General features: G+C 61.1%; 14 protein-coding genes and 2 tRNA genes. 6 read left to right on the forward strand and 10 right to left on the reverse strand.

The features are described 5' to 3' along the window. The first annotated feature begins 1 nt into the window (after position 1). Positions 2 to 1087 carry a phosphotransferase gene (locus ACE3RQ_RS08335; RefSeq protein ID WP_374521504.1) on the forward strand — a complete coding sequence of 362 codons (1086 nt, stop codon included), beginning with the start codon at positions 2 to 4 and terminating at the stop codon, positions 1085 to 1087. A 37-nt stretch (positions 1088 to 1124) separates the two neighbouring features. Next, entirely contained in the window at positions 1125 to 2384 is a 1260-nt protein-coding gene (locus ACE3RQ_RS08340) for an acyl-CoA dehydrogenase family protein (RefSeq protein ID WP_374521505.1), read from the forward strand. On the opposite strand, the gene ACE3RQ_RS08345 is transcribed toward ACE3RQ_RS08340, so the two are convergent. Further along, complete coding sequence (locus ACE3RQ_RS08345; protein WP_374521506.1) at positions 2368 to 3051, reverse strand: hypothetical protein; 684 nt, start codon at positions 3049 to 3051, stop codon at positions 2368 to 2370. The genes ACE3RQ_RS08340 and ACE3RQ_RS08345 overlap by 17 nt on opposite strands. A gap of 64 nt (positions 3052 to 3115) precedes the next feature. Here ACE3RQ_RS08345 and ACE3RQ_RS08350 point away from each other — a divergent pair, with 64 nt between their 5' ends. From ACE3RQ_RS08350 to ACE3RQ_RS08365, 4 genes are all read left to right on the forward strand, one after another. Further along, complete coding sequence (locus tag ACE3RQ_RS08350; protein WP_374521507.1) at positions 3116 to 3820, forward strand: glutathione binding-like protein; 705 nt, start codon at positions 3116 to 3118, stop codon at positions 3818 to 3820. A 90-nt stretch (positions 3821 to 3910) separates the two neighbouring features. Further along, a tRNA-Pro gene (locus ACE3RQ_RS08355) sits at positions 3911 to 3987 on the forward strand. A gap of 66 nt (positions 3988 to 4053) precedes the next feature. Continuing rightward, positions 4054 to 4130 (forward strand) — tRNA-Arg (locus tag ACE3RQ_RS08360). 687 nt (positions 4131 to 4817) lie between these two features. Then, complete coding sequence (locus tag ACE3RQ_RS08365; protein WP_374521508.1) at positions 4818 to 5195, forward strand: response regulator; 378 nt, start codon at positions 4818 to 4820, stop codon at positions 5193 to 5195. Between the two features lie 38 nt (positions 5196 to 5233). On the opposite strand, the gene ACE3RQ_RS08370 is transcribed toward ACE3RQ_RS08365, so the two are convergent. From ACE3RQ_RS08370 to ACE3RQ_RS08410, 9 genes are all read right to left on the reverse strand, one after another. Next, positions 5234 to 5590, reverse strand: coding sequence for an Hpt domain-containing protein (locus ACE3RQ_RS08370; protein ID WP_374521509.1), 357 nt, complete (start codon positions 5588 to 5590; stop codon positions 5234 to 5236). Positions 5591 to 5685: 95 nt separating this feature from the next. Then, complete coding sequence (locus ACE3RQ_RS08375) at positions 5686 to 6072, reverse strand: response regulator (RefSeq protein ID WP_374521510.1); 387 nt, start codon at positions 6070 to 6072, stop codon at positions 5686 to 5688. Beyond that, positions 6056 to 7774 carry an ATP-binding protein gene (locus ACE3RQ_RS08380; RefSeq protein WP_374521511.1) on the reverse strand — a complete coding sequence of 573 codons (1719 nt, stop codon included), beginning with the start codon at positions 7772 to 7774 and terminating at the stop codon, positions 6056 to 6058. Before ACE3RQ_RS08380 ends, ACE3RQ_RS08375 begins: the two co-directional genes overlap by 17 nt. Positions 7775 to 8234: 460 nt before the next feature. Then, positions 8235 to 8999: a hypothetical protein gene (locus tag ACE3RQ_RS08385; RefSeq protein ID WP_374521512.1), complete on the reverse strand. Its 765-nt coding sequence runs from the start codon at positions 8997 to 8999 to the stop codon at positions 8235 to 8237. Between the two features lie 616 nt (positions 9000 to 9615). After that, the gene (locus ACE3RQ_RS08390; protein ID WP_374521513.1) at positions 9616 to 10227 is read right to left on the reverse strand and encodes a response regulator; all 612 of its coding nucleotides are present in this window, start codon (positions 10225 to 10227) and stop codon (positions 9616 to 9618) included. Between the two features lie 243 nt (positions 10228 to 10470). Further along, positions 10471 to 12264 carry a hypothetical protein gene (locus ACE3RQ_RS08395; RefSeq protein WP_374521514.1) on the reverse strand — a complete coding sequence of 598 codons (1794 nt, stop codon included), beginning with the start codon at positions 12262 to 12264 and terminating at the stop codon, positions 10471 to 10473. Between the two features lie 65 nt (positions 12265 to 12329). Beyond that, positions 12330 to 12647: a hypothetical protein gene (locus ACE3RQ_RS08400; RefSeq protein ID WP_374521515.1), complete on the reverse strand. Its 318-nt coding sequence runs from the start codon at positions 12645 to 12647 to the stop codon at positions 12330 to 12332. A gap of 62 nt (positions 12648 to 12709) precedes the next feature. Beyond that, entirely contained in the window at positions 12710 to 13894 is a 1185-nt protein-coding gene (locus tag ACE3RQ_RS08405; RefSeq protein ID WP_374521516.1) for an HlyD family type I secretion periplasmic adaptor subunit, read from the reverse strand. After that, on the reverse strand, positions 13891 to 16161 hold the full coding sequence (locus ACE3RQ_RS08410) for an ATP-binding cassette domain-containing protein (protein ID WP_374521517.1): 2271 nt from the start codon (positions 16159 to 16161) through the stop codon (positions 13891 to 13893). Before ACE3RQ_RS08410 ends, ACE3RQ_RS08405 begins: the two co-directional genes overlap by 4 nt.

Consider the following 16161-nt stretch of genomic DNA (forward strand, 5'->3'; position numbering starts at 1 on the left):
CATGAGCGATAACGACACCTTCTCCGGCACCCGCCCGGTGGCCGAGCAGCACGCCTTCGACACCGAGGCGCTTTCCCACTGGCTCTCCACTCGGCTGCCCGGCTTCGAAGGCCCCTTGAGCGTGCAAATGTTCAAGGGCGGCCAGTCCAACCCGACCTACAAGCTCATCACGCCCAAGAAGGCGTATGTGATGCGCGCCAAGCCGGGCCCGGTGGCCAAGCTGCTGCCCTCGGCCCACGCCATTGAGCGCGAGTTCCGCGTGATGAGCGCACTGGCCAAGACCGACGTGCCAGTGGCGCAGATGCACGTGCTGTGCGACGACGAATCGGTGATCGGCCGCGCCTTCTACGTGATGGAGCACGTGAACGGCCGCGTGCTGTGGGAACAGTCGCTGCCGGGCATGGCGCCGGCCGAGCGCGCCGCCATCTACGACGAGATGAACCGCGTGATGGCCGCGCTGCACAACGTCAAGCCCGCTGACGTGGGCCTGGCCGACTACGGCAAGCCGGGCAACTACTTCGAGCGCCAGATCGGCCGCTGGAGCAAGCAATACGTGGCCTCGATCACCCAGCCCATTCCCGAGATGGACAGGCTGATCGAGTGGCTGCCGAAGAACATCCCGGCCATGGCGCGCGACGAGTCGCTGGTGTCGGTGGTGCACGGCGACTACCGCCTGGACAACCTCATGTTCCACCCCACCGAGCCGCGCGTGCTGGCCGTGCTCGACTGGGAGCTGTCCACCCTGGGCCATCCCTTGGCCGATTTCAGCTACCACTGCATGTCGTGGCACATCCCCCCCGGCCTGTTCCGCGGCATTGCCGGTCTGGACCTGCCCTCACTGGGGATTCCTGACGAAGCCAGCTACATCGCCCGCTATTGCGAGCGCACCGGCTTCACCAAGCCGGCCGACCTGAAGGCCGACTGGAACTTCTACCTCGCCTACAACATGTTCCGGCTCGCCGCCATCCTGCAAGGCATCGCCAAGCGGGTGGAAGACGGCACCGCCTCCAACGCCGAGGCGGTGAAATCCGCCGCCGGTGCCCGCCCGATGGCCGAGATGGCCTGGCGCTTTGCCAGCCAGGCCTGACCCCTACCCCGCAACACACACAACCAAGGAGCCCACCATGGATTTCGAATACACCGACAAGGTCAAGGCCATGCGCGAGCGCCTGCTCGCCTTCATGGACGAGCACATCTACCCCAACGAGGCCCGCTTCTTTGGCGAGATTGCCGCCAACCGCGCGGCCGGCAATGCCTGGCTGCCCACCAAGATCATCGAAGAACTCAAGCCCAAGGCGCGCGCCGCCGGTCTGTGGAACCTCTTCCTGCCGCGCAGCCACCGCGCGCCTGAAGGTCTGTCCAACCTGGAATACGCCCCCATGTGCGAAATCATGGGCCGCGTGCCCTTCGCCGCCGAGGTGTTCAACTGCTCGGCGCCGGACACTGGCAACATGGAAACGCTGGAGCGCTACGCCAGCGAAGAGCTCAAAGACCGCTGGCTGGAGCCGCTGCTCAAAGGCGAGATTCGCTCGGCGTTTCTGATGACCGAGCCTGAGGTGGCCTCCAGCGACGCCACCAACATCCAGTGCGAGATTCGCCGCGAAGGCGATGAGTACGTCATCAACGGCCGCAAGTGGTGGTCGTCGGGCGCCGGTGACCCACGCTGCGCCGTGTACATCGTGATGGGCAAGACCAACCCCGAAGCCGCGCGCCATTCGCAGCAGTCGATGATCGTGGTGCCGGCCAACAGCCCGGGCATCACGGTGGTGCGCCCGCTGTCGGTGTTCGGCTACGACGATGCACCGCACGGCCACATGGAGGTGCTGCTGAAGAACGTGCGCGTGCCGGCGGGCAACATCTTGCTGGGCGAAGGCCGCGGTTTCGAAATCGCCCAGGGTCGCCTGGGCCCGGGTCGCATCCACCACTGCATGCGCTCCATCGGCGCCGCCGAGCGCGCGCTGGAACTGATGTGCAAGCGCCTAAACAGCCGCGTGGCCTTTGGCAAGCCGGTGTCGGCCCAGTCGGTGTGGCACGAGCGCATTGCCGATGCGCGTTGCAAGATCGAGATGGCTCGCCTGCTCACGCTCAAGGCCGCTTACATGATGGACACGGTGGGCAACAAGGTGGCCAAGGCCGAGATCGCCATGATCAAGGTGGTGGCACCCAATATCGCGGCCGAGATCATCGACATGGCCATCCAGGCCCATGGCGGCGGCGGCGTGAGCGACGATTTCCCGCTGGCCTACAGCTATGCCAACCAGCGCACGCTGCGCCTGGCCGACGGGCCTGACGAGGTGCACCGCCAGTCCATCGCCAAGCTGGAACTGGCCAAGCACATGGCCGTGAAGAACGACGTGGAGATGCCCGTCACCCGCGGCTGCTGAGGCCGTCCAGACCACCACCGGGCTGCAACACCAGCGCCCGGTGGGCCAGGCGATGAAACAGGTCCAGCGCATGGACCGCCGTGTCGGGATCCGGCAGCAGGTCCATTTGCATGCGCAGGTAGACCTTGCCTCGCAACAGCATGAACAACAGGGGCGTCTCTGGCCTGACGCCGCCCAGCGGCCAGTGCATCAGGCGGTCGATCACCTCTTGTTGAAGCCATTCGCGCGCCAGTTCAGGCGCATCGGTCAGCACGGCGTAGCGCCCCCAGAACTCGGCGCTCGGCCCTACCCAGCCCGCTTCGTGAAAGGTGGAGAGCCATTGCGCCTCTTCCGGCATGGCGGAAGCGGGCACGCCCTCAGCACGCAACACCTGCACCCGATGATCGAGCTGGCGCCGCAGCGCCCGGTTCATCAGCACCACGGAGGCCTCGGTCTGCAGCTCCAGGGCCGCTCTGGCCGACAGCTCCTGGCCTTCGATGTAGGGACGAAGCGCATCGCCACACTCCACGCGCACGTGACGGCGCTGCCACAGCCCCGCCAGCGTGAAGCCGCGCCCCGGCTCGGCACGAAACACCAAGCCGTTGGCGCTGGCCCAGCGGCGCACCGGTCCACCGGGGCCGGCAGGCCGCTGGCGCCTTCTGATCGCATCAAGCAATGCTCGCCACATGGCCGATTATTTTCACGTAAAGTGCCTCGCTTGTAGCTGACATTCGCCCTCGGGCAAGCCGAACATGATCGACGTTTATTCCTGGCCCACCCCCAACGGACACAAGGTCCACATCATGCTGGAGGAATGTGGCCTGAAGCTGGGCCGCGACTGGCGCATTCACGCCGTGGACATCGGGGCCGGCGACCAGTTCAAGCCCGAATTTCTGGACATCAGCCCCAACAACAAGATCCCCGCCATCGTGGACAGCAACGGGCCCGATGGCAAGCCCATCAGCCTGTTTGAGTCCGGCGCCATCCTGTTGTACTTGGCCAGCAAGACCGGGAAACTGCTGCCCAAGTCCGACCGCGCCAAGTTCGAGGTGCTGCAATGGCTCATGTTCCAGATGGGTGGCGTGGGCCCGATGCTGGGGCAAGCCCATCACTTCCGCATCTACGCGCCCGAGAAGATCGATTACGCCATCAAGCGCTACACCAACGAGGCCAAGCGCCTGTATGGCGTGATGGACAAGCGACTGGCCAGCAGCCCCTTCCTGGGCGGCAAGCAGTACTCCATCGCCGACATCGCGGTCTTTCCCTGGCTGCGCAGCTGGCAGAACCAGGGGATCGACTGGGCCGACCACCCCCACCTCAAGCAATGGTTTGACCGAATTGCCGCCCGCCCCGCGGTGCAGCGCGGCGTGGCCGTGCTGGCCGATGCGCGCAAGCCCTTGCAAGACGACAAGGCCAAAGAAACCCTGTTTGGCAACACGCAGTACCAAAAGCGCTAAGGCGACAGGCAGGCAGCTAGGGCAAAGACATCATCTTTTGCGCAGCGCACAAAACCGGCCCACTTCTGCGGCTACAATCGCGCCTTCAGTCGGAGCGTAGCGCAGCCTGGTAGCGCATCTGCTTTGGGAGCAGAGGGTCGCGAGTTCGAATCCCGCCGCTCCGACCACCCCACAGAAAAATGGCCCACAGCGTGGGCCATTTTTCCATCCGCGGCCCAATGGCGTCAGCTTGTCTGCCCGTAGCTCAACTGGATAGAGCAGCTGCCTTCTAAGCAGCAGGTCGGGGGTTCGAGTCCCTCCGGGCAGGCCAATAACTCACCCGACCCAGGGCCCAAGCACGTCTGATTGACCAAGGCGCCAGGTGCCCGGCTGGTACAGCACCCTTGCCCGCTTTGCCTTGGGGACCAATGCCCTCGGTCACCTCCCCTCGTGATGAACGTGCTGGCACTCGCGACCTCAGCCTTGCGAGCACTGCGGCGACACAGAAGCAACGCGTGACCCACAGTGACCCAAGGACACAATGCGCAAGCACCGTGCCCCATAGGCCAATAAGCCGTTATCGCAAGACAAGCCCATCTACCTGCCAGAACGCAGCACACTGCAATGCGTGAATGCTGTCAGACCAAACTCCAGGGACGTGCGATCCCTTGCGACACCGGCACCATCAAGAGGGACCGATCCTGACCGGATGCAGGGTGATCCGATGACAGAGAAACGCCCACCGGGCCTCCTGGCACGAGGCCCCCTTCAATCGAACCCCTCCGTCAAACCCGTAGCGGTATGGCCGACATGTGGTTATGCTCCTCCAAGGCAGTAAGCCCTTAACGCCCAGTTCATTGATCAATGTCTTTGCGTGCTCCACCTAAGCGTTGCAAGCTGAAAAGAGTTAACAGAAAACCTCTTGCTGATCAGCGACAAATCAAATCAATCCTAACAACAACAAAATTGATGCAGATCAAGAAACATGACCATGTCACCACACAACGGGAATACTTAGATGGACATCGTATTGGTAGTGGACGACCACCCAATCAATCGGCTTTTGATCCAATCGATGCTATCAAAGGATGGTTGGCAAGTTGTCGAAGCAGACTCGGCCGCAGGTGCCATGACTTTACTGACTGAGGGACTCCGACCCACAGTTATCTTCATGGACATCAGAATGCCAAATTGCAATGGATTTGAAGCCACCAAACTAATTCGAGCGTGGGAAGCAGCTAACGGCATTCACCCGATTCCGATCATTGCATTGACCGCCGACACCCAAGAGGACACCCCCTCTAGGGCCATGGACGCGGGGATGAACGGCTATGTTTCCAAGCCGGTCACCCTCGTCCAGATTCGAGCTGCTCTGACCAATGCCCTGCTTCAATAACCAGCGGCACCACGTCGATTGAATAGCGATCAGCACCCTTAGGGTGCCTGTCCTCCGATCCAGTACAGGCGCAACTCGCTCTCGGTTTCGGCCAGCAACTCTGACAATGGCCCCAACGCCTCAGACAAGGTGCCTGATTGGCCGCTGCGCAGCTTGCGCTCCATCTCCATCAGATGGTCCCGCAAGGGTATGGCGCACATCATGGCCGAGGTCCCCTTCATCTGATGGATCAGATCCGACGCCAAGTCAAAATTATTCTCGTGAACCGCGGCTAATAAACGGGCCTTCCAAGCTGGTATTGACCGTACAAACACCAGCGCAGCACGATCAAAAACAGCCAGCGTGCCCACCTGCTGCTTGAACAAGTATGTGTCGATGTAATGCGGTTCAAACATCAATCATCCTGAATGCGTCCATTATCCAAGCGACAAGACCGCACAGCGGAACAAATATTCCGACTTGAGGTACAGCCCACAAGAGACCTGGGTCATCAGCAAAATTCGGTATTGGCAGGACCAAACTCGGAAGAGATATCAGCGTAGGTAATGGGTTTGATCAAAACGGCGTCAAACCCCGACCGCAAGAAGGTCTGAATTTCATCCGGCAAGGCATGCGCGGTGTAGCCTACGATGCGCACCTTGTGATCGTTCATCGCCTCCCTGACGTATCGGGCCACAGAGAGACCGTCGAAGCCGGGCATTCTGACGTCCAGCAAGATGTGCGAAGGCACCACTTTTTCCAGCATCTCCACGGCAGCCAGCCCTGAAGCGGCCTCAAGAACATTCCACCCCAGTTTTCGCAGAAAGGCGGTGGCGAGTGCACGGTTTTCAGCGATGTCATCCACCACCAAGACCAAGCCGTCAGACTTTGTTTTCATCAACGCCTCGCGGAAGCTCAATCTTCACGGAAGTACCTACATTCACTTCTGACTGCAGTTTGATGGTGCCATTCATCAGCTCGATCAACTCCTTGCACAATGCCATCCCGAGCCCCGCCCCTTGCTTTTCAGATGTATTGATATTTTCAAGCTTGATGTTGTTGAAGCGGTCAAAGATACCAGACATTTGCTGCGGCGAAATGCCAACACCAGTGTCCACAACGGAGATCTCCCAGTGGGTCGGTCCCGCGTTGACATTCACGAAAATCGCACCATTTTCCGTGAATTTGACGGCATTGTTGATCAGGTTGTTCATGACCTGCATCAGTTTAATTCGGTCGGTCGTGATGAGCTTAGGCGCTTCCTGCGCAATATTCAAGCTAAGCAGCAAGCCCTTCTTTTCAGCCTCATACCGATGAAGGCTCACCACAGAATCGAACAACTCCCAGGTCTTCGATTCGGTGTACACCAACGACATTTGGCCAGCCTCGATTTTGGCCAAATCAAGAAGCGCGTTCACAAGTTGATGCAGGTGATCAGCACTGCCACGAATCACCTTGCCGTATTTCTTGGCTTCATCAAGTGAGCCGCTCATTTCCACCAGTTCGGCGAAGCCGAGGATGCCATTGAGCGGCGTTCTTAACTCATGCGAGATACCAGCCACAAACTTGGATTTCATGGCATTAGCCGAATTGGCCTTGACGTTACTCTCTTCCAACTCCAGCAACAGGTTTGTTCGTGTCGAGATCAGGCGAAAAATGCCAGTCGTGTACCACACGATCAAAAACATCATGACAAAAAAAGCCAAGCCATTGGCCCAAGTCACGTAAAACAGGCGGTCGCCAATCTTTTCAACAGGGTACCCAACGAACAGCGATATATCGAGACCGGCAACGGCGGATCGTCTCCAGAGGTACGGGCCTTTGTTCCTTTCTGGAGCGATGCTGGCATTAAATTCGTAGTCCTTCAACTGAGATTGAATAGACTCTTCATCCGCGCCTCGACTGGCCACTCGAACGTAACCGTCCTCACCCACAAGGCTGGCCACCAAACCTGCCGTGGCGATCGAATCGAATGTGACTTGACTGAGGTAGTAGGGATTCAGGCTAGCCACAATCACTCCGGCGAATTCGCCCCCGCCTTTGAAAATAGGGCGCGTCACCTGGATGCTTTTTACGCCAGACACTTTCCCGATCAGTGGTTTGCTGATGAAAACCGCATCCCTCTTGCTGTTTTGGTGTACCTTGAAATGTTCGCGGTCACCCAGATATACTTTGGTTGGTGTATCGGTGATGGACGAGTCCTCCAAGTAGCCGTCTGCCCCAATGACGGCCACCTGAACGATCAACTCTTTGAAATTGGGGAAATCCTGAATGAACTCGCCATGAGGCCTGAGGTTACCGGTTTCCAACCATTCCTGCCGGCCTCGTTTGACCGTGTAATCGACCAGATTGAAGGCTTCGACGAGACTGACGAGGGTGGACTGACTGTGCGACACCAAATCACGTTCGACAGACTCGTTGATTCGTTGCTTGGCCACCAGAACCGAGTCAAACAGCATGAACCCACTGCCCGCGATTACCATCACGGTGGCCACCAGCACACGAACTTTCAGTTTGTCGAAGCGCTTGCCAAATATTGTCAGCATTGTAGAAATCTTCACAATCAGAGACACCTTTTCCAGTTGGCCGTGGCTTTTCATGGCGGAACAAGGGTCCGCATCCGCAAAGGGCCTCACAGCCCTGGGCATTCACACAACGTCCCCGGCCCATCAGGCCACGCGTCGGATGGGTGACCACGAGATTTAAGACGGATAATCACTGGCCAACCCAGTGCAACTTTAGAACCCAATGCACTGGCTGTTTGACCGAGTATAGGCTCGGCGTTCAAACCGAGAGTCCCGCTTGTCGCTGGAATGTGAGACCACACCTCCTTCTGTGCATGAGGTCACGCAGACGATGCAACGCCACCACAGGGCGGTACCAGCTTCTAATTCTTAGTGCTTCATTTCCATGCCAGATGTCCGCTGCAAACACCTGGCTTTGCCTGTCAAACCAAACCGCGCCCTGCGCTTTATCACGGCTTGAGTTTGCCGGAATCACTAACCATCGATTTAGACGACCACCACGGCGCTTGTACCCGACGATTGGCGCAGCCGAGCCTTAATTTGGCCATGGCAACTCAGATCGCAATACACCTGCCCCGTGCTGGCTTGCTTTGATGGCGCGCCTCGATTTGACATAAGACCAGAAGCGCCCCTTTGACGAGGCAACGCGAATTTCCTCGAGCGATTTCAGCAGCGTGTGGGACTCTTGACTGGGCTCTTCCTGAAGTTGCGTGACGAGCACCTCGTTCGCATACCGGATTTCAATTCCTGGCTGGGAAATCAGATCGATCATGCGAGCGAATTCCGCGCTTCTTCGGTAACACGTTTCGAGGCCACCGAAATAATGCCACCAGTCCGCACGAACAAAAAGACACCCCGCTTGGGGAAGCATCTCCTTTGCCATGCGCAGGTGCCCTGATGCAGCCAATGGCGTCTTCAACCCAGTTTTGCCGTCGGTTTTGTTGACTTCTATATCGCCACAGACCAGATCTACTTCGGGGTCTTCCATGATTTCCGCGACTCTGCCGAACACGTCAGCAGTCTTCAACGCAAAGTTGATAGGCAGCAGGCAGATGACATCGCCTGTGGCCATTGCCAGGCCCATGTTCAAGGCGTCGTTGCGGGACGATGGGGGCTTAACCTCTTTGACATGGGGTTTGCGCTTGTCGCCATGCCAAGTCGAGATTCTTCCGATGTCACCGCGGGACTCAATCAGGATGGCCTCCCACCACCGGTAACGCTGCGCTTTGATCGAGCGCAACCAAGTGTCGGCAACCTTATGCCCCATGAATGAAAACGCGATGATCGTGAGCTTTACCATTGGCCAGTTTTCGTTCAAAGGATCGGGAGAGCGAACTCAGTCCTTCCACGGTCCACATCACGTCACGCCCTCACCTGGTGCAACCGCCTATCGAAGAGGCCAGACCGCCCGGCCGGCGCCAAAGCCTGTGGTTCTTGCGGGCGTCACGACCCGAGCGGGACGACCTGGCCACACCTTGCCGACCCTACATTTTTCTCGGAAAATCTACCAAATTCAGTTCAACTTGGTATTTTTGATTTCCCTGCAATGTTATCAAGATAGTCGAACGCCATGTCAAAGGTGACTATTCCTGGTGTAAGACTTTGGGCGACTTTTCCACGCATCTGTCCAACGGCTGGAAGGTTGACAGCAAACGCACCCTTCAAGGTGGCGTCGCGGGGCGGTTCTGCCACGAGTGGCGTGAAGCCAGCGGGGCACGATGCGCTGAGCGGATTGGGTGGGCCACCGACCCACGACGAGGGGGTCAAAGCGCGTGGCTCAGAAGATGGTCAATGGGTGGCGGACGGCGCGGGACGGTCGGCCTGCAAACGCTGCGGCGGTTGTCGGCGCTTGAAGGAAGTCGGCGCGTCAATGGGCGCCCAAGGTGGTCGCGTGGCGCGCCCGGGGGGCCGCGGCTTCAGGCTTGCAAGTCCTTGGAGCTGGCGTTCACCGCCACCGACCAAAGCGCAGAGGTGAAACCATGCAACCAACGGATGTCCAGAGGCTTGGACATCAGCACGACATTCCTGGGCAAGCCACCGCGCTTTTGAATCTCCTCCGGCGTCATCGCCGTCACGGCAATGATGTGAAGCGAGTCGAACTGAGGATTGGAGCGCAGCTTAATGATGAAGTCGAAACCGTCGACCTCGGGCATGCGCAAATCAGTGACCAGAACATGGGGGTTCAGGGAACTGATGGTCATCAGCGCCTCGATGGCCGATGACATGGTCGAGCACTGGACGCTCAAGTTCCAGCTCTTCACGGCGTCTTCAACCAGGGTGAGGAACACGGGATCGTCGTCCACCACCAGCATCCGAACCAACTCGCCAGAGGGTCGGCTGATGGCGGTCAGTCCGTGATCACGCTGGTACTTCCTGATCGAATCGAGTGAGATTCGGCGGTGCCCGCCTTTGGTTTTCCAGGCCTGCAACTCGCCTCTTTCCACCAACGACTGCACGGTTCCGACAGACATGCCCAGCATCTTCGCCGCGCTGAACGTACCGCAAACGGCGGTGGAAGAGTTGTCCAAGGCTGGTGAATTCATGGGCTTTTGTCAGTTCAAAGTCAAATGTCAATTGTAGGCATGCGCCTGAGGTTCAAGTGTCCCCCAAATTCGCTAACAGTTCAAACCGTAAGCTCTTCGAAAATTGCCGCCAATCGCCGATCGAGAGCGCCAATGAGGGTTTAACCGGATGAGGAGGCAGCCAGAAAACACAGAACCCTCCCGGTCGTGCAACTGGGAGGGTTCTGTGGATTCACAGCCTGATCCTTTTTAGACCGGCATCGTCGCCTGGTGATACAAGGAAGGATCGACGAAACGCGCGATCAGTACGTCGTTGTACAAAAGATTCGACAGGCCATCTTCGACGGACTGGAGCACGAAGCCTTCAGACAGCGAATCCAGAGACAGGAGGTTTTCGCCCACCATCAGAACGGAATCCTCGTCAAAGCCCACGATGGTGTCGACACCGTTGGTGCTGAGGTCCGCTTGCAGCACCACGGTGTGGCCGCTGCCTTGCAGGATGATGAGGTCATCGCCCGCGCCGCCCACGACGGTGTCGCCGCCGCCCTTCAGGCAGCTGTCGTCGGACTTTGCAAACAGCAGGTCGTTGCCGGCGCCACCGTTGATCAACTCGGCGAACAGCTCGGAGCCCACGATCAGGTCCTTGCAGTTGGTGCCATTGAGTGCATCGCCATCTGCGGTGGCCGCGGCGTTGCTCACACGGTACACGCCATGCTCTTGGAAGAACGAGGGGCCCGCATTGGGATCAACATCGCAGGGCACGTAGGCGTCATCGGCGACGAGAGACTCACCCAGGTCGTAGCCAGCATAGGTGGTGCCCTTCTCGAAGTGGATGAACTCCACGCCCTGGCCGCTGCCGTCGAACTGGCCGTCGACATAGATCTGGTAGCCGAAGTGGTCGGGCTCGCCGCCCTCCACGGGCAAGCAGTACTCGAATTCGATCTCCAGCTTGCCACCCTCGCGATACGCTTCCAGGTGCTTGAGTTCGGTAGGCTCAACCAGCCAATCGTCGAACTCGCCCGCTTTCCAGCCGGCCAGCGAGGTGATGTTCAGCAGATCAATGTCCTGGGCACCCGCCTCGGTGGACACGACGAGCTCGCGGAACTGCTTGAACTTTGCGTAGTCTTCGTTGACCAGGGGCGACTCGTCCAGGGTTTCACCGTAGAAGTAGTCGGTGGCACCGGACATGAGTTCGGCGCCGAGCACCAATTCGTTGTCCACCACGAGCGAGCGCTCGATGGTGATCGACTGAGGAGCGCTCTGTGCGGCGCCGTCAAAGACCACCACGGTCAGCACGTCGCTGTCGCAGATGTGGGCGTCGGTGCCGTTGGCCGTGAAGGAAATCTGGCCGGTCACTCGATCGATCGTGTAGGTGCCCACCTGCACCGGCAGGCCACCAGCCTCGCCGCTGGACATGGCAGGCAGTTCCGAGACGCGCTTGCCATTACCGTCGAGGAAGTAGTAGCTCAGGGTCTGGAAGGCGTCGACATCGCTGCCAACGGCCTTGGCACAAGCCACAGGTCCCGTGCCAGCGTTGATCGGCAGGCGAGCCTCGGCGGGCAGTTTGAGCGTGGGCGCGGTGTTGACAAAACTACCACCGCCGCCAAGGGCCAGCGCCGGGGCGAAGGCCAGGGGGCTGATGCCCGCCACCGCACCGGCGGCGCCAGCGGCACCACCTGCGCCCGCACCCGCGCCACCAGCACCCGCACCACCGGCTGCAGCACCGGCTTCGGCAGCACCGGCCGCGGCACCGCCGCCGCCAGCCGCGCCAGTCACCTCCGCCTGGGCCACCTGCCACTGCTCGGCATCGACAGCCACCTGATCGCGCGCGGCCATGATGTCTTCCTCCCACGGCAGCTTGCGAGCCACCGGCTTGCTCGGGGCGGCCTTGCTCTTGGGCAGGGACTGGTTGAATTTCTCCAGGTTCTTGGGGTCGGCGCCCTGAACATCGGTGGAGAGACCAACGCGACCAGCAGGATGCTCGAAGTTGTTGGGGAGGAGCCCGGTGTTGGGCAGGGGTTTGGCTGGTGCAACTGGTTTCATGTCAGTTCGGCTCAGTGAGCAAGGGTCAAGTGAGTTGGCCTGTGAAGGGCAAGAAAACGGGCCGATCAGGAGCGACGGGCGGGAACGCAGTAGTAGCCGCCGCCCACAAAGGGCTTGCCTTCCAGGTCAAGGGCGCGCGAGTGGTAGCCGCGGGCCTCGTGGCGAACCTTGTCGTTGTCCAGGGAAGCACACACCTTGGCGCCGCTCTCAGCGCGCTCAGCCGTCACCGGGCCGAAGTTGCCCGGGTTGTCCCACACGCGCACGTCACCACGAACGACGATCTGGGGCGGGGTATCGGCTTCGGCCGAACCGGCGGAGGGATACACCGCGCACCCGGTCAAAGCCAGGGCAGCACAGAACAAAACGGCGTGGCGAGCTAGCATAGGATCTCCTTACATATGTCAGTTACGACAGTTTAAACACATTAACTGATACTTTCAACATTTCAACGCTCGCCCAGCGACTCGCTCATCGTCTTCACCACCGGCTTGAGCAGGTAGTTCAGCACGGTGTTCTGGCCAGTTTTCACTTCCACGGTGGCGGTCATGCCCACTTGCAGGGCGAGGTTCTCGTCGGGGCGCCGATCGAACTGCATTGAGGTGGTCTTGACCTGAATGCGATAGAACACGTCATCGCGCTTGGTGTCGTCGCTCATGGTGTCTGCGCTGATGAAGGACAGCTTGCCCGGCAGGCTGCCGTAGATCGTGTAGTCGTAAGCGTCGATCTTCACGCTCACGTCCAGCCCGGGCTTGAGGAAGGCCACATCGGCCGGCTTGACCTTGGCCTCCACAATGAGAACGTCCTCCACTGGAACGATCTGCATGATCTCGTCGCCAGGGCGCAGTACCCCGCCCACGGTGGTCACGCGCACGTTCTTGACGGTGCCGTTGACCGGCGCCGTGAGCACGGTGTTGGACAGTTGGTCCTTGCGCTGGATCATCAATTCACGCGCGGCGGACAGGTCTTCCTCTGCCTTGTTGAGCTCAGCCTGGACCTCCTGCAGGTACTTGTTGCGGCGGTTGGTCATCTGGCCTTCCAGATCGGCCACCTGGCGCTGCAGGCGCAGCAGGTCGGCCGCGCTGACGTCGCCCGTGGCCTGCAAGGGCTCGGTCATGGTGAGCTCTTTCTGCGCCAGCGCCCGCATGCGCTCGATGGCACCGACCTCTTGCGTGAGGGAGTCGCGCCGCTTCTTGAGCAAGCTGAGTTGGTTCTCGCGGAATTCGGGGAAGGCCTGCGATTCGGGCTCGAATCGGGGCTGGCCACCAAACACCTCGGCGCGCAGGCGGCTGACGGTGGCGCTGAGCGCAGCCACCTTGGCCTCCGATTCGCGGTAGGCCGACTCCACCTTGGTTCTCTCCAGGCGAGCGAGCACCTCACCTTTCTGCACCTGGGCCCCTTCGCGCACCAGCAGCGCCTCCAGCACACCACCGTCGGGCGACTGGATGATCTGCGTGCGTGAGCTGGCGATGATCTGGCCCTGCCCACGGGTGATCTGGTCGATCTCGGCGTAGTGGGCCCACCCCCCGAACAAGGCAATGACCACGATGGTGGCCCACAAGCTCCAGCGGCTGCTGCGCCCTTCGTGATGGTCGGGCGAGTAGGAAGACTTGGACGAGGAGCGACGCATCATGTGGCTACGGGTTTGGGCTCGGCTCGGGCCGGCGCGGCGGGGCGGTTGGTCACGGGTACCGAAACGGCTGCGGCTGCGGCGGCAGCGGGCGCTGGTTCGCGCAGGCGGCGCAGCACGTCATCGCGCGGGCCATCGGCCACCACGCGACCGCGGTCCACCACCACCACGCGATTGAAGTGCCTGAGCATGCTGAACTTGTGGGTGACCACCACCAAAGTGGTGTCGGCCGGGCGCGCACCAAACACTTGGGCCGCGATCAACTCTTCCATCTGCGGATCCATCGAGGCGGTGGGTTCGTCGAGCAGCATCACGCGCGGCTGGGCCAGCACCAGACGAGTCAGGCCCACCAGTTGCCTCTGTCCGCCCGACAAGCCGCGGCCGCCTTCGCTGATTTCGATGCCCAGGCCTTTGGGGTGTGAGCCGATCACGCGGTCCAGGCCCGTCTGGCGCGCAGCGGCCAAGATCTGGTCGTCACTGGGCGAGGGCAATCCCAAGGCCAGGTTTTCGCGCAGGGTGCCTTGGAAAAGACGCACGTCCTGCGGGAGGTAGCCGACATGCTCACGCACGAAATCAGGCGCCAGGTGGGCCATGTCCATGCCATCGAGCAGCACCCGCCCGCTGGACGGACGGTACAGCCCCGACAGCAGCTTGATCAGGGTCGACTTGCCCGATCCCACCGCCCCCAGCACCGCCACGCGGTCGCCGGGCGCGAATTGCAATGCCCCCACCTGCAGAGACACCTGATCGGGCCCATATGAAAAGGCCGCGCCGTCCACTGCCAGGCGGCCGTGGCAGGCGTCCGGCACGGTGCGCCGCTCGCCGATGGCAGCATCGGCCGGCAAAGCCATGATGGCGTCCAGGCCTCGCAAGGCCGTACTGGCCTGCTGCCACTGCACAAACAGGCCCACCACCTGGCCGATGGGTGAAAGCGCGCGGCCACTGATGATGGTGCAGGCAATCAGCCCGCCCACCGTCAGGTGCCCTGCCCCGATGGCGAAGGCGCCTGCGGCCACCAGAGCGACGTAGCAGAGCTGCTGCAGCGTCTGGGTGAGGTTGCTGGAGAGGCTGGTCAGATCGCGAATCGCCATCTCGTCGCGCGCCAGGGTTCGCGTGAGCTGCTGCCAGCGGTCAAGCATCTTCCAGTCGGCACCAGCGGCCTTGATGGACTCGATGCCGTCCACCGCCTCGATGAGCAGACCGTTCTTGCGGTTGGACTCCTCCATGTGCACTTCGGTCAGGCGCGCCAGGCGACGCTTGAACATCACGCCCACCAACACCGCCAGTGGGATGAAGGCCAGGGGCACAAGGGCGACCGGACCGGCAATGAAACCGATCACGCCCACGAACAACAGCGCAAACGGTGCGTCCGCGAACACGTACAGCGTGGTCGAGGTCATGAAGTTGCGCACCATCTCGAAATGCCGGATCTGCGCCGCGAACGTGCCCACGGTGCGGGGGCGCCTGTCCATGCGGATGGCCAGGGCATGGCCGAAGAACACCCCCGACAACTCCTCGTCGATGGCCTTGCAGGCACGGTCGAGCATGCGCCCGCGCACCTGGCGCATCACCAGTTCCACAAACATGGCAATGGCCACGCCGATGGTCAGCACCCAGAGGGTCGAGTAACCGCCAGTGGGCACGACGCGGTCGTAGACCTGCATGCTGTAAAACGAAGTGGCCAGGGCCACCAAGTTGAGCGTGATGGTGGCCACCGCGCATTCCAGGAACACGCTCCAGCGCTTGCGAATGGCGAAGCGAAACCATTGCGAGGCCGACCGGTTGGGCTTGGCGGGGGTGTCGCTGGTGGCTGCGCCGTCACGGCCATCGGCATCCATGGCGGCGGCCGAGTCGGGGCGCAGGCTCACCACCCTGCCCTTTGCCGCACGCTCGGCGGGAATGTCAATGGCCTGGCCTGCCGCGTCCAGGCAGCTCAGGGCACCCGATGACAGCAGGCCTCGCACCAGGTACACGGCAGGCGCCTTGGCATCTTCGTTCACCCAGATCGCCGGCGCCAGGCCGGGCGGCAGGGCGCCGTCGATCAGCTGGATGTCGCCGGCCGGGAAACGGCTGCGCCACAGTTCGCAGGCCAGCTCAAGCGGCCCCAGGTGGTCCAGCGGGGCGCCGCCGGCGGCCTGCGAGACCATGGCAAACCGGTGCCAGGGCACCGCGTGGCCTTGCAGGGTGGCCAGACGGGACAAGAGGCGAGGCAATTGGTCGCGCCACGCCACGTCCTGGCCGCGCGCGACCATGGGTTGCTGCTCGCTCAT

The sequence above is a fragment of the Hydrogenophaga sp. genome, assembly GCF_041913525.1.
In the GTDB taxonomy this organism is placed as follows: domain Bacteria; phylum Pseudomonadota; class Gammaproteobacteria; order Burkholderiales; family Burkholderiaceae_C; genus Hydrogenophaga.

Coding starts and splice junctions, on each gene's coding strand:
- ACE3RQ_RS08335 (WP_374521504.1), top strand. CDS start 2: ATGAGCGATAACGACACCTTCTCCGGCACCCGCCCGGTGGCCGAGCAG.
- ACE3RQ_RS08340 (WP_374521505.1), top strand. CDS start 1,125: ATGGATTTCGAATACACCGACAAGGTCAAGGCCATGCGCGAGCGCCTG.
- ACE3RQ_RS08345 (WP_374521506.1), bottom strand. CDS start 3,051: ATGTGGCGAGCATTGCTTGATGCGATCAGAAGGCGCCAGCGGCCTGCC.
- ACE3RQ_RS08350 (WP_374521507.1), top strand. CDS start 3,116: ATGATCGACGTTTATTCCTGGCCCACCCCCAACGGACACAAGGTCCAC.
- ACE3RQ_RS08365 (WP_374521508.1), top strand. CDS start 4,818: ATGGACATCGTATTGGTAGTGGACGACCACCCAATCAATCGGCTTTTG.
- ACE3RQ_RS08370 (WP_374521509.1), bottom strand. CDS start 5,590: ATGTTTGAACCGCATTACATCGACACATACTTGTTCAAGCAGCAGGTG.
- ACE3RQ_RS08375 (WP_374521510.1), bottom strand. CDS start 6,072: ATGAAAACAAAGTCTGACGGCTTGGTCTTGGTGGTGGATGACATCGCT.
- ACE3RQ_RS08380 (WP_374521511.1), bottom strand. CDS start 7,774: ATGAAAAGCCACGGCCAACTGGAAAAGGTGTCTCTGATTGTGAAGATT.
- ACE3RQ_RS08385 (WP_374521512.1), bottom strand. CDS start 8,999: ATGGTAAAGCTCACGATCATCGCGTTTTCATTCATGGGGCATAAGGTT.
- ACE3RQ_RS08395 (WP_374521514.1), bottom strand. CDS start 12,264: ATGAAACCAGTTGCACCAGCCAAACCCCTGCCCAACACCGGGCTCCTC.
- ACE3RQ_RS08400 (WP_374521515.1), bottom strand. CDS start 12,647: ATGCTAGCTCGCCACGCCGTTTTGTTCTGTGCTGCCCTGGCTTTGACC.
- ACE3RQ_RS08405 (WP_374521516.1), bottom strand. CDS start 13,894: ATGATGCGTCGCTCCTCGTCCAAGTCTTCCTACTCGCCCGACCATCAC.
- ACE3RQ_RS08410 (WP_374521517.1), bottom strand. CDS start 16,161: ATGAGCGAGCAGCAACCCATGGTCGCGCGCGGCCAGGACGTGGCGTGG.